This window comes from Bordetella ansorpii, from assembly GCF_900078705.1.
GTDB lineage: Bacteria > Pseudomonadota > Gammaproteobacteria > Burkholderiales > Burkholderiaceae_B > Bordetella > Bordetella ansorpii_A.
Genome location: NZ_FKIF01000010.1, coordinates 418,478 through 433,856, shown reverse-complemented (window position 1 = coordinate 433,856; position 15,379 = coordinate 418,478). Strand labels below are relative to the sequence as shown.

The 15,379-nt window shown below is 68.6% G+C and carries 15 protein-coding genes; 1 reads left to right on the top strand and 14 read right to left on the bottom strand.

Annotated features, from left to right (window positions below; translation table 11 throughout):
* Position 1 precedes the first annotated feature (1 nt).
* Positions 2-796 carry an enoyl-CoA hydratase/isomerase family protein gene (locus A6745_RS26415; protein ID WP_066134191.1) on the top strand — a complete coding sequence of 265 codons (795 nt, stop codon included), beginning with the start codon at positions 2-4 and terminating at the stop codon, positions 794-796.
* Between the two features lie 69 nt (positions 797-865).
* On the opposite strand, the gene A6745_RS26410 is transcribed toward A6745_RS26415, so the two are convergent.
* The 14 genes from A6745_RS26410 to A6745_RS26345 form a co-directional block, all read right to left on the bottom strand.
* Positions 866-1,318, bottom strand: a complete 453-nt coding sequence (locus tag A6745_RS26410; protein ID WP_231886093.1) for a type VI secretion system amidase immunity protein Tai4 — start codon at positions 1,316-1,318, stop codon at positions 866-868.
* Between the two features lie 165 nt (positions 1,319-1,483).
* Positions 1,484-1,690 (bottom strand): hypothetical protein, encoded by a 207-nt coding sequence (locus A6745_RS26405; RefSeq protein WP_066134188.1) that lies wholly within the window; start codon positions 1,688-1,690, stop codon positions 1,484-1,486.
* A gap of 36 nt (positions 1,691-1,726) precedes the next feature.
* Positions 1,727-2,848, bottom strand: a complete 1,122-nt coding sequence (locus A6745_RS26400) for an LD-carboxypeptidase (protein WP_082853310.1) — start codon at positions 2,846-2,848, stop codon at positions 1,727-1,729.
* Complete coding sequence (tadA, locus tag A6745_RS26395) at positions 2,845-3,339, bottom strand: tRNA adenosine(34) deaminase TadA (RefSeq protein WP_331000062.1); 495 nt, start codon at positions 3,337-3,339, stop codon at positions 2,845-2,847. Before tadA ends, A6745_RS26400 begins: the two co-directional genes overlap by 4 nt.
* A 34-nt stretch (positions 3,340-3,373) precedes the next feature.
* Positions 3,374-4,222, bottom strand: coding sequence for an HAD family hydrolase (locus tag A6745_RS26390; protein ID WP_066134185.1), 849 nt, complete (start codon positions 4,220-4,222; stop codon positions 3,374-3,376).
* A gap of 354 nt (positions 4,223-4,576) precedes the next feature.
* Entirely contained in the window at positions 4,577-5,155 is a 579-nt protein-coding gene (locus tag A6745_RS29160) for a hypothetical protein (protein WP_066134183.1), read from the bottom strand.
* Between the two features lie 222 nt (positions 5,156-5,377).
* The gene (gene mnhG, locus A6745_RS26380) at positions 5,378-5,716 is read right to left on the bottom strand and encodes a monovalent cation/H(+) antiporter subunit G (protein ID WP_066134180.1); all 339 of its coding nucleotides are present in this window, start codon (positions 5,714-5,716) and stop codon (positions 5,378-5,380) included.
* A complete protein-coding gene (locus A6745_RS26375; RefSeq protein ID WP_066134177.1) occupies positions 5,713-5,994 on the bottom strand; it encodes a K+/H+ antiporter subunit F in 282 nt (93 codons plus the stop codon). Before A6745_RS26375 ends, mnhG begins: the two co-directional genes overlap by 4 nt.
* Positions 5,991-6,470, bottom strand: coding sequence for a Na+/H+ antiporter subunit E (locus A6745_RS26370; RefSeq protein ID WP_066134174.1), 480 nt, complete (start codon positions 6,468-6,470; stop codon positions 5,991-5,993). Before A6745_RS26370 ends, A6745_RS26375 begins: the two co-directional genes overlap by 4 nt.
* The gene (locus A6745_RS26365) at positions 6,470-8,107 is read right to left on the bottom strand and encodes a monovalent cation/H+ antiporter subunit D (protein WP_066134171.1); all 1,638 of its coding nucleotides are present in this window, start codon (positions 8,105-8,107) and stop codon (positions 6,470-6,472) included. The genes A6745_RS26370 and A6745_RS26365 overlap by 1 nt, the downstream gene beginning before the upstream one ends.
* Positions 8,107-8,451: a Na+/H+ antiporter subunit C gene (locus A6745_RS26360; protein ID WP_066134168.1), complete on the bottom strand. Its 345-nt coding sequence runs from the start codon at positions 8,449-8,451 to the stop codon at positions 8,107-8,109. The genes A6745_RS26365 and A6745_RS26360 overlap by 1 nt, the downstream gene beginning before the upstream one ends.
* The gene (locus A6745_RS26355) at positions 8,451-11,378 is read right to left on the bottom strand and encodes a monovalent cation/H+ antiporter subunit A (protein ID WP_066134165.1); all 2,928 of its coding nucleotides are present in this window, start codon (positions 11,376-11,378) and stop codon (positions 8,451-8,453) included. Before A6745_RS26355 ends, A6745_RS26360 begins: the two co-directional genes overlap by 1 nt.
* A 106-nt stretch (positions 11,379-11,484) precedes the next feature.
* Entirely contained in the window at positions 11,485-14,127 is a 2,643-nt protein-coding gene (locus A6745_RS26350) for an AAA family ATPase (RefSeq protein WP_066134162.1), read from the bottom strand.
* Complete coding sequence (locus A6745_RS26345; protein WP_066134872.1) at positions 14,124-15,308, bottom strand: metallophosphoesterase family protein; 1,185 nt, start codon at positions 15,306-15,308, stop codon at positions 14,124-14,126. Before A6745_RS26345 ends, A6745_RS26350 begins: the two co-directional genes overlap by 4 nt.
* Positions 15,309-15,379 lie beyond the last annotated feature (71 nt).

Here is a 15,379-nt window from a genome sequence, read left to right as displayed (position 1 = left end):
CATGCTGGAGACCCTGGAAGTGGCCTATGGCCCGCAGACCGCCGTGGTCTGGATGAACCGCCCGGACCAGCGCAACGCGCTGGATCCGCGCATGATCGCCGAGCTGACGGAGGTGTTCGGCGAACTGTCGCACGATGGCGACGTGCGCGCCATCGTGCTGGCCGGACGCGGCAAGGCGTTCTGCGCCGGCGCCGACCTGAACCACATGCGCGCCAGCGCTTCAGCGCCTTCCGAGGCGAATCGCGCCGACGCCCTGGCGCTGACCACCCTGCTGCAATTGATCTACACCTGCCCCAAGCCCACCATCGCCCGCGTGCATGGCCACTGCCTGGCGGGCGGCATGGGGCTGGCGGCGGCGTGCGACATCGCGGTGGCGGCGCACGAGGCGCGCTTTGGATTGTCGGAGACGCGATTGGGGTTGATTCCGGCCATGATCTCGCCGTTCGTGCTGCGCGCCATCGGGGCGCGGGCGGCGGGGCGGTGGTTCCTGACGGGCGAGCAGTTCGACGCGGCCGAGGCTTGGCGGTTGGGGCTCGTGCACGAACTGGCACCGGCCGATGAACTGGATGCGCGTGTCAATGAACTGCTGGGGGCTTTCATGATGACCTCGCCCGAGGCGGTGGCGGATTGCAAGGTGCTGGTGCGGGACGTGGCCGGGTCGCAGATCGACGAAGCACTGATGGAAGAAACGGCCACCCGCCTGGCCGCGCGGCGCGCGAGTGCCGACGCGCGGGAGGGGATGGCGTCGTTCCTGGAGAAGCGCAAGCCGGCGTGGGTGCCGGAGCAGTCGCAATAGCAGCCCGCCAAAACCCGCCGATGGATTTGCACCAGCTTGCAGAACGGCCCGCCTGTACCGCTCAGGCCGTCATGTCTGCCCGGCGGGCGGATTGTCCTGGATGAACATGCGCTTCGGATTGGCGACCCTGCGCTCGACCAGGGAGTCCAGTTCCTTGCTGTGATAGAGGTCCAGGCATTTCAACAGATCGAACCGCACACCCTTGACTTCCGATTCCGCCAAGGGATTGTGATAATCACGTGCCAGATATGCATCGACCAGGACCTTGACGGCATCCGGGCGCTTTTCCATATCGTAGTAAGCCCGGCCCCTCAATGCACTGACGCTGCTGCCGGCATCCATAGCCGCATTGTTATCGCTCTTGTAGGCATTGGCCACGCCGGTCGCCAGCACCATGTCCTTGTAGTTCTGGGCATAGGTACGCTCCGGAGCCTGGGGAGACTGCGGCTGAGTGCCCGCTGCGCCGCATGGGGGTGCTTGAAACACGGCCACCGCCAGGATGCCGAGCCATGACTGCTTCACGAAAGGCTCCGGAAATCGGCTTGCCCGGTTCGGCAATCCGCGCCCGGTCCGTTGAAATAGCTGTGGTCATAGCATGATGTCCCATTGAACAGCGTCGCTTGGCCCCGAGCATTGATCCAACCCGAAATCTCAAACAGGATCACCCCCTCTTGCCGGCGCGCTGCCTTAGCCGAACCGCAGATACACCGTCACGATCCAGGCCGCCACACACAAACCTGCAACCGCATAGAACCACCGCCCCGCGCTCCTGCGCGAACCGCCCTCGCCCTCTTCCACGCCGCCCATCATCTTCCAGGCGCGTCGGCACACGGCCAGGACGGCAATGCCGCCGATGACCAGCGCGGCGAGGATCAGCAAGTGATGCAGATTCATGGCCCGTCAGCGCCGGAACACAGCGCCGCGCGCATCTCAGTGCGTGTGCTCATCGATCACCAGATGCGCCATGCCACGTTCGGTGGCGATGCCCACCTTCTGCCCCACCGGCAACGTGGCCTTGGTGGGAACATGCCCATACGGCAGGCCCGTCACCACCGGCACCTTCACCGTGCGGCGCAGCCACTTCACCACTTCGGGCATGTCGAAGCCCGCATCGTGCGGCGCCAGGCGGTAGTTGGAGAAGTGCCCCAGCACGATGGCTTTCTGCTTGTCCAGCACGCCGGCCTGCGCCAGTTGCGCCAGCATGCGTTCGACACGGTACGGATGCTCGCCCACTTCTTCCAGGAAGAGAATGCCGCGCGTCTTGGGACAATACGGCGTGCCCAGCAACGAGCACAGCACCGCCAGATTGCCGCCCCACAGGATGCCGCGGGCATCCACGGGATCGGCGTCGCGCGTCTCGAAACTGAGGATTTCCAGTTCGCCGCGCATGACCTCGCCGAACAGCAACGGCGTCAGTTCATCCGGCTCGGCGCCACCGAAATCGGCCACGGCGGTGGCGCCGCTGTAGCTGACGGCGCCCGTCTGGGCCAGCAGGGCCAGGTTGAAGGCCGTGAAATCGCTGAAGCCCACGAAGCGCTTGCCGCTGTCGGCCATGGCCTTCCAGTCGATGGCGGGCAGGATGCGCGACAGGCCGTAGCCGCCGCGCGTGGCCATCACGATGGGATGCTTCTGCCTGATGGCGCGCTCCAGGCCCGCGACGCGCTGCTTGTCGGTGCCCGCGAAACGCTGGTGCGTCAGCAAGGCGCCGCGGTCGACGCGGGTCTGGAAGCCGTGGGCGGCTAGGCGCTGGCAAGCAAGTTCGACGGCGGCGGGATCCTGCACCGCCGAAGACGGCGAAACCAGGTAGATGCCGCCGGTCTCGGGCATGGGATGCGCGTGGTGGTGATCGTGACCGCACGCCTCGTCGCACGCATCGCCATGCTCGCCGTGACCGGCATGGTCGTGGCCGTTGCCATCGTGCGCGGCATGGCCGTGGTCATGCCCATGTTCGGCATGAGCCTGCGCATGGTCGCCCTGCGCCACGGCAGCCTTGCCCCGCGTCTTCGCCGCCCGGGGGGCTTGGGTGGTCTTGCCGTCTTTCTGGGTACTCATTCGGTCGGTTCCTTGCGGCGGCGCTCACGGAAGAAGCCGCGCAGTATGCTGCCGCAGGGATCGGCCAGCACGTTGCCATGGATATGGGTCTGGTGATTCAGTTGGGCGACCGCGCCGACGTCCAGCACGCTGCCACAGGAGCCGGTCTTGGGGTCGGGCGCGCCGTAGACGATGCGCGCCAGGCGCGCGTGCAGCATGGCGCCCACGCACATCACGCAGGGTTCGAGCGTGACGTACAGGCTGAAGCCCGGCAGGCGGTAGTTGCCCTGGCTCGAAGCCGCCTGCCGCAACGCGACGATCTCGGCATGGGCCGTGGGATCGCTGTCGGTGATGGTGCGGTTGTAGCCCGCGCCCACGACGTTGCCGGCGGCATCCACCACCACGGCGCCCACCGGCACCTCGCCGGCGCCCGCGGCCAGCATGGCCTGCTCCAGCGCCAGGTTCATCATGCGCTCATCGATCTCGGCCTGGGTTTCGGCCGGGTGCTCCAGGGTCGTATCGGTGCCAGCAGTCACTGCACTCTCCTCAGCCACGATACACACGCGATTCCAGGGCGATACGACCGGCCAGGCTGTTGACCGCCGCTTCCAGCAACTGATAAAGCTCGGCCTGCTCGTCGAAACGCGCATGGTTGAGGTTGGACACGCGGCCGTCCTCGATGAAGCCCCAGGCGCGGCTGCGCTTGTCCTTGTGCTTCGGATCCCACACGCCGAAGGCGATGCCGCCGCCCCGGCGCACGAGCGAGAAACACGGGATGTCGGTATAGCCGTCGCCGACGAACACCATCTGGTCGAACGGCACGCGCAGGCGGTCTTCGGACACCTTGCGGTTCACTTCGAAGGGCTTGCCACGGTATTCGCGGCCGATGATGCCCTTCTGGATGTGGAACAGGTAGCGCGTCTTGTCGGTATAGCTGACGATGCGGCGCGGAAAGGTGATGCCGCCGTCTTCGCCATAGGCGAACTCGGACGCCCAGATCTCGGTGAACTCGCGGGCGATGGGGGTATTGCGCACCACGTCGCCGATGCCGCTGGAGATCAGGTAGAACTCGAGCTGCACCTTGGGATGATCGGCGCGCACCGCGTCGCGCAGGCGCTGGAACAGCGTGGTGACGCCGTCGTGCAGCGGCAGGCTGGCGCCCCACTGCGCCAGGCGCTGCTGGGTGATGGCGCCGTGCTGTCCGCCGCGCGACAGTTCGATCATGCGATACAGGTAGGCCGGCACCGGGTCCCAGTCCTGCTGCAACAGCAGCGGATCGACGGAATCCTTCCAGAACGCCTTGGTGTCGACGCCGATGCTGTCGAGAAAGCCCGTGGTGCTGTCCGGGGCCAGCGTATCGTCGAAGTCGAAGATCAGTGCGATGACGTCGGACATGGCGGGAGGCGGTATCAGTGAGACAGCCGCCATTTTGCCTCAATGGCGCAGCCTCACCAAAATTGGTAACGCTTTTGTTGGCCGGCGCGATGGGGCCGCAGGGCATGGGGTCGCGCAGCAACGAGGGGCAAACGGCGGGTCCGTCATCCACATGACCGACCGCGCTGCCTGCTTCCGATGCCGATGCGAGAAGCAGCCGCACGCAAGCATCGCATGGGCATGACACTGCCCCTGTCCCTGCCCGGCCGGGTCACCGACTGCCCGGCCTGGCAAGCCCGCTGCGGATCGAACGGGATAAAAAAAACCGGGCAAACGCCCGGCTTCAAAGAAGAGCCCTTCAATGCAATGCGAGACTCAGCGAACCGGAGGCGGCGCGTAGCCCGGAGCGGGAGCGGCCGGCGCATAACCCGGGGCCGGAGGCGGCGGGGCATAGCCCGGCGCCGAACCCGGAGCGGGCGGCGGCGGCGGGGGAGCATAGCCGCCCTGGCCACCCGCCGGCGGCGGAGCGTAGCGCTGGGCGGGCATGGCGCCCGGCGTGCCGGCGGGCACCTGGATCACGGTCTCGCGCAGCACGCCGCCGCCCGAGACGCTGCCGATCACCCGGGTGGGCGATTGCATCTGCGTCATGCAGTCCTGCTGCTGCGACGCCGGCAACGCCTTGCAGCGCTGCAAGGCGTTCTGGTCGTAGCGGCCTTCCTGCTTGTCGTCCAGGCGGTTGCGGCGCGCCTCCTGCAGCGCGGCGCCGGCCTCTTGCAGGCAGGTGCGGCGATCCTGGCTGGTCTGGCCGGCGTTGCAACGCTTGACGTCCTCCTGGTACTGCTGCTGCGCCGTGGTGGCCGACTTCTGGGCCATCGACACGGCGGGCGCGAGGGCGGCGCCCAGGGCCAGGGCGCCGCACAAGGTGGTAAGACGCGAAATAGCGGAAATCTGCATGGTTCCCTCCTGAATAACCGTCGGCGGGACGGGATGTCCGCCGCAAGAATCAATCACCCCCATAAGGTACGGGATTGCAACAGGACGGTCCCCCTGCAAATGTAACAAGCCCCGCTAAACCGTAAATGGGGGACGGCGCCTGCGCGCCGCGGCAGGCCAGAAGCCCGGATGAGTAGGCATGCGCTGCCGTGTCGGCAGACAGCAGGAGGTCCGCGAACCGCCCTACTTCCCCTTCGCGGCCACCTTGACGTCGTCGCCGCGCCGCGTGCGGTACACCGCCGCGCGCATCAGCAGCATCGCGGTGACCGGCGAGGTCAGCAGCAAGAGCAGTACGATGACGATCTCGTGGAATACGAATCGGCCGGACTGCGCCGAGAACACCAGCGCCGAGGCCAGCAGCATGCACATCGCGCCCAGTGTCGAGCCCAGCGTCGGCGCATGGATGCGCATGACGAAGGTGCGGAACCGCACCAGCCCGACCGAACCGGTCAGCGCCAGCACGCCCGACAGAATCAACAGGATCGAGGCCGGCAGCGCGGCCCACAGCGGGATATCGGTCATGGTTCGATCACCTCGCCTCGCAGCAGGAACTTGGCCATGGCGGTGGAACCGACGAAGCCGAACAGCCCGATCAGCAGCGCCACGTCGAAATACACCTCGGCGCCCGACCGCACGCCCAGCGCCAGCATGGCCAGCATGCCGTTGATGTAGAACGCGTCCAGCGCCAGCACGCGGTCTTGCGCGGTGGGGCCGCGCAGCATGCGGAACGCGGCGAAGCCCATGCTCGCCACGAAACACAACAGCGCGAACCAGGCGGCCCAGAAAAGCAGCGTGTTCATTCGAATACCTCCAGCAGGATGCGCTCGTAGCGTTCCTGGACCAGCTTGGCCCAGGCCGCTTCGTTCTGCAGGTCAAGCACGTGCAGGGTGATGCTCTGGCCGCGCTTGAGATCGACCACCACCGTCCCCGGCGTATACGTCAGGCAGCAGGTCAGGACGGCCAATCCGTGCGGGTCGCGCATTCGCAGCGGCACGGTGATGAACCCTGGCGTCAGGTCGCGTCCCGGACGCCAGATCAGTTTCGCGACGGCGGCATTGGATTTGACGATGTCCCAGAGTACCCGTGAAAACAGCGGCGCCAGGCGCCACAGCCTGCGTGGGCGGGCACCCAGCGGACGCAGGCGCAGCGACGCCCAGGCCAGCCAGATGGCCAGCCCCGCGCCAAGCGCGATCTGTCCGGCCGACCAGGACTGGTTCAGCACCAGCCACAGCACCAGCAGGAACAGCGGAAGAATGACGAATTGATCGCGCCGCATCAGTGGCCTCCCGTGCCCAGCGCACGCGCCGGAGACTGGGCCAGCACCGCCTCGATGTAGGCCGAAGGCTGGTCCAGCGACTGCGCCGCCGCGTCGAGATAGGCCGACACGGGACCCGCCCCGGCCGACAGGGCCACGCACAGCAGGATCAGTACGCCGACCGGCCCCGCCTCGCTCCAGCGCAGGCGCGGCGTGGTGCGGTCGTCGGCGCTCCAGAAAATGCGGATGCCCACGCGCCCGAAGGTGACGATGCCCGCCAGGCCCGAGATCAGCACGCCAGCGACGAGAATCCAGGCGTCGAGGTGGCGGACCTGGTCATTGGCGGCCGACACCGCCGCCGACAGCAGCGACAGCTTGGCGACGAAGCCCGACAGCGGCGGCAGGCCGGTGACCAGCAGCGCGCACGACACGAACGCCAGGCCCAGGAAGGCCATGGCGGCGGGGATGGCGCGGCCCACCACGTCGTCGGAGCGGTTCTCGGACAACGGATCGTCGAGATGGAACGCATCCATGGTGACGGCCAGCACGTTGGCGCCGAAGGACTGCGTGCGCTCGATCAGCTCGGCCAGCATGAACAGCGCGGCCGTGGCCAGCACCGAGCTGATCAGGTAGAACAGCGCCGGGCCGGTCAGCGTGACGCCGGGCATGCCCAGCGCGGTCAGCAGCGTGCCGGCGGACACGATCACGCAGTAGCCCGCCAGTTGGCTGAGTTGCTGCGTGGCCAGGATGCCGATGGCGCCGAACAGCAGCGTCGCCAGGCCGGCGGCATACATCCAGTCCAGGCTGAACGCGGCCGGGGCGCCGGTGGGCAGCAGCAGCGAGCCGATGCGCAGCAGCGCGTAGATGCCGATCTTGGTCATGATGCAGAACAGCGCGCCGACCGGCGCGCCCGCCGCGGAATAGCCGCGCACCAGCCAGAAATTCAGCGGCCACGCGCCCGCCTTCACCAGGAACGCCACGCCCAGGATGGCCGCGCCGGCTTCGAACAGATGGCGGTCGCCGCCGGTCAGTCCGCCCGCGCGTATCGCCAGGTCGGCCAGGTTCAGCGTGCCCGTGACGCCATAGATGAGCGCGATGCTGATCAGCAGCAGGAACGAAGCCACCAGGTTGACGGCGATGTAGTGCATCCCCGCCCCCACCCGCGCCATGCCCGAGCCGTGCAACAGCAGCCCGTAGGACGCGGCCAGCAGCACCTCGAAGAACACGAACAGGTTGAACAGGTCGCCGGTCAGGAAGGCACCGTTCAGGCCCATCAGCAGGAACTGGAACAGCGGATGGAAGTGCACGCCGGAGCGCTCCCAGCGCGGCAGCGAGTAGACCAGGCACGACAGGCCCAGCACGGCGGTCAGCGCCAGCATCACGGCGGCCAGCCGGTCGACCACGAGCACGATGCCGAACGGCGCGGGCCAGTCGCCCAGCAGGTACACGCCGATGCCGGTGGGCCACGGGCCCTGTCCCAGGCTGTCGCCCGCCAGGACCAGCAGCGCCATGGCGCAGCCCAGCTGCAGCAGCACGGCGCCCACGCCGACCGCGCCGCGCAGCGCGCGCTGCGACTCGGGCATCAGCGTCATCATCGCCCCCGCCAGCAGCGGGATGGCGATGGGCAGAACAGGAAGGTGCGTCAACAGCAGGGACATCAAGATCGCGGCTCCCGTCCATCGACGTGGTCGGTGCCCGTCAGGCCGCGGGAAGCCAGCAGCACCACCAGGAACAGCGCGGTGGTGGCGAAGCCGATGACGATGGCGGTCAGCACCAGCGCCTGCGGCATGGGATCGGCCATGACGGCGGGATCGACGGGCACGGCCGGGTCGATCACCGGCGGGTGGCCGACCGTCAGGCGGCCCATGCCGAAGATGAAAAGATTGACCGCGTAGGACAGCAGGGACAGGCCCATGATGACCTGGAAGGTGCGCGGACGCAGCACGAGCCACACCCCCGAACCCGCCAGCACGCCGATCGCGATGGCATAAACGGCTTCCATCAGGCTGCCCCCCCTTCGGTTGCGGATTGCGCGGCGGCCTGGGCATCGGCCGCCGCCTTGCGCTGCGCACGCAGCGATTGGTGAGCCAGCGCCACCAGCACCAGCACGGTGGCGCCCACCACCAGCATGTACACGCCCACGTCGAACAGGATCACGGTGGACAGATGCACCTTGCCGATCCAGGGCAGCGGCAGATCGGCGGCCAGCGCCGACAGGAACGGACGGCCGGCGAACCAGGCCATCAGCGCGGCGCCGCCCGACGCCAGCAGGCCCAGCCCCAGCCAGTACTGCGGATTGAGGCGGCTGCGCGACTCGACCCAGTGCACGCCGCCCACCATGTACTGCAGGATGATGGAGGTGGCCATGGCCAGGCCGCCGACGAAACCGCCGCCGGGCTGGTTGTGCCCGCGCAGCAGCAGATAGACGGACACCAGCGCGGCGATGGGCAGGATCAGGCGCGCCAGCACGGCCGGAACCATCATGAAGCCCTCGGGAATGGGACGCCGCAGATCGGTCAGTTTCTCGGCGGCGCTGCCGTCCTGGTCGTACTGCTGGTGAGGCACGGCCACGCTCTCGGGCGCGGGACGGAAGCGGCGCAGCAGCGCGTAGACCGTCAGCGCCACGATGCCCAGCACGGTGATTTCACCCAGGGTGTCGAAGCCGCGGAAATCCACCAGGATGACGTTGACGACGTTGGTGCCGCCGCCTTCGGGCAAGGCGTTGCGCGCGAAGAAGGCCGAGATGGTGTCGCCGGTGGGACGCGTCAGCATGGCGTAGGTCAGCGCGGCCATGCCGGTGCCGGCCAGCGCGGCCAGCACCATGTCCCGCACGCGGCGCAGGCGGGCGCGGCCGCCCTTGCCGCCCTCGGCGCCCATGTCCTCGACACGGCGCGGCAGCCAGCGCAATCCCAGCAGCAGCAGCACCGCGGTGGCGACCTCGACGGCCAACTGGGTCAGCGCCAGGTCGGGCGCCGAGAACCAGACGAACGTCAGGCACACCGCCAGGCCCGCCGCGCCAGCCAGCGTCAGCGAGGCCAGCCGGTGGTACTTGGCCTGGTAGGCCGCGCCCAGTGTGCAGACGCTGCCCACGGTCCAGAGCAGCAGGAAGGCGGGCTCGGGCAGCGACGGCGGCACGCCGCCCGCCAGCCAGCCGCCGTCTCGCAGCGGCAGCCAGGCGACCAGCAGCGTGCCCAGCACGATCAGCACCATCTGCACCTGCAGGCGCGTGGACGACACCCGGCGCAGCAGCCAGCTCGAACCCTGCCCGGCGGCGTCCAGCAGATACTCGAAGGTGCGCAGCCCGTCCAGGCGATAGATGAACGGCACGCGGCCCGGATGGCGCCTCTGGTGCGCGCGCAACGCCAGATACAGCACGATGCCGACGACCAGCGCCAGCAGGCTCATCATCAGCGGAAGATTGAACCCATGCCACACCGCCAGGTCGTACTCGGGCATGGCGTCGCCCAGCACGCTGCGCGCGGCCAGCTCCAGGAACGGTCCCACCGTGTAGGCGGGCAGCACGCCGACCACCAGGCAGGTGAACACCAGCAGCGCGCTGGGCAGCAGCATCCAGCGCGGCGGCTCGTGCGGCGCGCGCGGCAGGTCCTCGGCGGGCGGCGGGCCGAAGAACACCTGCAAGATGAAGCGCAGCGAATAGGCCACGCTGAAGGCGCCGGCCAGCGTGGCCAGGGCCGGCAGACCGACCTGCACCGCCCAATCGCCGCTGACGAAGGTGGTCTCGGCGAAGAACATCTCTTTCGAGATGAAGCCGTTGAGCAGCGGCACGCCGGCCATCGACGCCGCCGCCACCATGGCCAGGATGGCCGTGATGGGCATGGCGCGATACAGGCCGCTCAGCCGCGTGACGTCGCGCGTACCGGTTTCATGGTCGACGATGCCGGCCGCCATGAACAACGATGCCTTGAAGGTGGCATGGTTGACCATGTGGAAGATGGCGGCCACGAGGCCCAGGGAGCTGTTGAGCCCCAGAAGCAGCGTGATGAGGCCAAGGTGGCTGATGGTCGAGTACGCCAGCACGCCTTTCATGTCGCGCTGGAAGATGGCGGCATAGGCGCCCAGCACGAGCGAGCAGAGCCCCGCCCCGCCAATGATCCAGAACCATTCGTCGGTGCCCGCCAGCACCGGCCAGAAACGCGCCAGGAGAAACACACCCGCCTTCACCATGGTGGCCGAATGCAGGAAAGCCGACACGGGGGTAGGCGCCGCCATGGCGTTGGGCAGCCAGAACTGGAACGGGAACTGCGCGCTCTTGGTCAGGGCGCCGAACGCGATCAGGCCCAGCACCGCGGCGTACCAGGAATCGGCGCGCACCTGCGGACCCGACTGCAGCACCACGTCCAGGTCGTAGCTGCCGGCGATATAGCCCAGGATCAGCACCCCGGCCAGCAGGCTCAGGCCACCCGCCGCCGTCACCGTCAACGACATGCGGGCGCCGCGGCGCGCGTCCTGGCGGTGATGCCAGTAGGCGATCAGCATGAACGACGCCAGGCTGGTCATTTCCCAGAACAGCACCAGTTGGATCAGATTGCCGGACAGCACCAGCCCCAGCATGGCCGCCATGAACGCCAGGAAGAACGAGAAGAACCGGGGCACCGGGTCCTTGGGCGACATGTAATAGCGCGCATACAGCACCACCAGCGCCCCCATGGCCGACACGATGAACGTGAAGAGCCAGGCGAATCCGTCCATGCGCAAGGTGAAATGCAGCCCCAGCGCGGGGGCCCATGGCAGATCTATTCGTATGATCTCGCCCGCCGCTATCTGCGGATACAGCAGCGCGGTGATGATGGCGCAGCCCAGCGCGACCAGACCGGCCAGCCAGGATTCCGCGTTGCGGGCATTGGCGGGCAGCATGGCTGCGCAGAGGCTGCCGGCGAACGGCAACGCGAGGATCAGGATTAACAGCATGGGACTCCGGCGGTATCACCCGGAAAATATCAGATTATTTCCAGTCATGCATGAATGTCGGTGAATACGCCCCGTTCGATGCACGATGCCGACAAGATCGATGCCCCTAAAGTAACTGCCGGACGGGCGCGCCCATGTCCTTCCAATCCTGCGGATGGCAGGTGAAAAGCAGGATCTGATGGCGCGACGCGGCATCGAACAGCGCCCGTTTCATCAGGTCCCGGCGGCTGTCGTCGGCGTGCACCAGGGCATCGTCCAGGATCAGCAGGGTCGGCCGGCCCGCCTCGCGCAGCAGATCGGCATAGGCCAGGCGGGCCAGTACACCCAGCTGCTCGCGGGTGCCAAAACTCAGCGCCCCCAGGGTGTCTTCCTCGCTCCCCCGGCGCAGGCCGGCGGGCAACAGGGCATCGTCCAGGCGCAACTGGGCGCCAGGCATCAGCAGGTTCAGGTAGTGGCCCAGGCGGCGCGCCAAGGGTTCCAAGAGTCGCTGGGTGGCGGCGGTGCGCCGCTCGCCCAGCAGGCGCCAGAGCAGGTCGAGGGCAGCGGCGCGGCGGGCGAACTCGGCGCGGCGGCGCGACAGGCGCTCGACCTCGGCGCGGGTTTCGGCCAGGCGTTCGCCCAGGCCCTGGGCGCCCGCCTGCTCCAGTTTGCCCTGCAACTGCAGCAGTTCGGTATGGCGGGCCTGCTGGGCCTCGCGCTCAAGGATGGCGGAGCGCTCGTAGCGTTTCAGGTCCTGCTCGAGCAGCTCGGGCTGCTGGCGGGCCAGCGCCTCGTCGGCCTGGACGATGCGAAGGCGCAGCGTGTCGGCGATGGTCTGCGCATCGGCCAGGCGAGCCTCGCGGGCGTCGCGCTGGGCCTGCCGGACGGGATCGGCCGCCTCGGCGCGCAAGGTATCCAATTGGGATTGCAGCAGGCGGGCCTGGGCCTGCCTGGCCTCTTGATTGGACTGGGCCGTGGCCAGCGCGGCCTCGGCCTGGCGGCTGGCGGCTTCCGCCTCGCTCAGCGCCTGCGCGGCGGAAGACTCGGAAATAACCGGATTTGAGCCATTTTCGCCGACGTTCTGCGCGACAGACAGGTTTGCCTGACGCTCGACCAGCCGTGCCCGACGCACGGCATGCTCTTCGATGGAAGACCGCAAGGCATCCAGGCCTTGCGGCGCGTGGATCCGAAGCTCCCGCTTCAGGGCTTCCAGATCGTGGCCGCTGCGTTCGTGACGGCGCGCACGCCCCTCGCCTTCTTCCAGCGAGGCAACCCCAAGCCGGGCCAGGCAGGCGGTGCGTTCGGCCTGGCACGCGGCCAGGTCGGACACCAGCGCGGGCAGATCCTTGCCGCCAGGCTCGATGCGCAGCAGGCCGACGCCCGGAATGCGCAACTCGGCCGCGCCTGCCAGCAATTCGTCGCCCTCACCCGTCAGCGGCTTGCCGTCCAGCTCGACGCTGATGCCGGGATGCAGCCGATGATGGATGCGGGTGGCGACGGCCTGCTGTTGAGCCCGCAGGCTCGCCAGCGACTGCTCCAGCTTGCGCAGCCGGGCCAGTTCGGCCGGATCGGTTTCATCGCGGACGCGTTCGGCCTGCAGAACCTGCATCTGCTGGGTGACGCGCTCGGCCTGCGTCCAGGCCTCGTCCAGGCGCTTGCCTTCGCGCTCGTGTTGGGCGATCTGTTCGTCGAGGTCGCGCCGGGCGGCGTGGGCCTGCGCCCGGGCCAGTTGCGCCCGGGCCTGCGCCAGCCGCGCGGATTGCGCCTGTGCCGCCGCGCGGAGCCGGGCCGCCGTTTCAGCCGCCTGGCCGGCCGCCGAACGGGCTTCGGCCACCTGGCCATCGAGCGCGGCCAGGGCCTGGGCATCGCGCTCCTCGCGCGCGGCCTGCTCGCGCAACAGCGCCAGCGTCCCCGCGGCCTGGTCCTGTTCGCGGCGCAGGCCAGCCAGGCTTTCGCGCTCCCGCGCAATCCCGGCAAGGCTTTCCCGCGCCCGCGCGGCGCGCGCTTCGAGATCCGCCCAAGGGGCCTCGCGCTGCGCGCGGACGTATTCCGCCCGCAGACGCTCCAGGCGGTCGACGTCGGCGTCAAGCTGCGACTTGGCCTGTTCCAGTTCCGCACGGCGCTGCTCGGCCTGGGCATACGCCTCCTCGGCCTCGCGCCAAGCGCCCTTGGGCTTGCCGCTGCGGGCATCCAGCAATTCAGCCCGCTCGGCGGTCACGCGATCGAACAGGCGGTCGCCGTCGTTGGCGGCCAGCTCACCCGTCAATTGCGTGAGGGCTTCGCGCAGATGCGTGGCGGCATGCCCCGCGGGTTCCAGCAGTTCCTGGCCCTGCCCCTGGGCAATCCACAACAGGCCCGGCACGCCCGCGTGTTCGGGCTTGCTTTGCCCCCGGTTGGGAAACTCGAAGCCCAGCAGCGCGGCCAGCGCGTTCTCGGCCTCTTCGCCTTCCAGGCGCTGCGCGCCGCCATCGATCGTCAGTTCGCAGCGCGCGCGCGACAGGAAATACTTGCGCAGCACGTAATCGTGGCCATCATGGCTGAAGGCCAGCTCGACGCCGGGACGCGCGCCCGACACGCCCCACGGCGCGAAGTCGGTCACGGTGCCGGTCTTGTAGCGTTCGAGGAAGGCTGCGCGGATGGCGGTGGCGTAGGTGCTCTTGCCCGCTTCGTTGGGGCCGGCCACGATGTTCAGGCCATCCTGCAGCCCGCTCAACTCGCCCCCCTCGCGGAAGCGGCGGAACGATTCCAGGGTGATGCGTTCGAGCTTCATGCCGCCCCCGCCGCCGAGGTCTCGCGTTGCAGCCGCAACAACTGGCGCAAGGCCTCGCGGGCGACGTCGGCTTGCGTCAGGTCCGCCCGGCCGGCTACGGGCGGCATGCCTCCCGCTTGGGCCCCGCCGGCCTCATCCTCGCCATGTTGCATGGCCTGCAATCGGGCGGCCACTTCGGCCACGTATCCACCCGCCTGCAAGGCGGCCAGGTCGGCGGCCCGGGGTTCCAGGCTGAGGGCGGTGCTGTCGCACAGCAAGGCACGGGCGCGAGCGCCAGCCCGCGCGATGGCGGCCTGCAGCGCATCCCAGTCGGTCAATGTGGCCTCACCTTCGATGACCAGGCGCAGCACCGCATCGGCCTGCACCTCGTCCAGCCTGCTGGCCAGGATCTCGGCATCGGTCTGCAGCGCCAGCCGCTCGTTCCACAGGGCCCATTGGTAGCGGCCGATCTTTTCCTGCCGCACGTCGGGCGGAGCGCCTGGGGCGGACACGCTGACGTCCAGCACATAACCCGGCGCGTTGCCGCGAAAACGGTCTTGTTCCGGCGTCCCGGCATACCAGGTGCGCGGGTTGATCGACAGGCAGCCGTGCCAGTCGCCCAGCGCCAGATAATCGAGCTTCGCCCGTTCGGCGCGGTCGGCGGCGATGGGGTTGGTCGAATCGATGTCGCCAGGCAGGTGGCCTTCGACGCTGCCATGGGCCAGGCCCACGCGGATCAGGCCCGGGGCGGTTTCAAGGGTGTCGAAGGGCTGCGTGACGTCATCGTAGGTGTGCCGCTGCGTCAGCGGCGCGGCCAGGACCGCGATGCCGGCTTCCGGAAGCTCGATGATGCCGCAGTGATCGGCGACGTGGACGTTGCCGGGGATGCAATCCAGTTGGCGGGCGCGGGTCCAGACGCTTTCGGCCAGCATGGCGTCGTGGTTGCCGGCGATCATCACCCAGGGGCCCGAGTAGGCCTGCAGCGCGCCGAACAGCCGGCGGATGGTGCGGTCGGACACGGCCTGGGTATCGAAGACGTCGCCCGCGACCAGGACGGCGTCGACTTTCCTCTGCGCCGCCAGGCCGGCGATGCGCGCCACCACGTCGATGCGCGCCTCGGCCAGGACAGCGGCGTCTTCCTGTTCGAACTGGCCGTATTGACGGCCGACCTGCCAGTCGGCGGTGTGTAGGAAATGGGGCATGAGGACCTGGCTGGGCGATGGCAGGACATGATAGAGCAAGGCCCGCCGCGATGCGTGCCAAAAGCATCCGC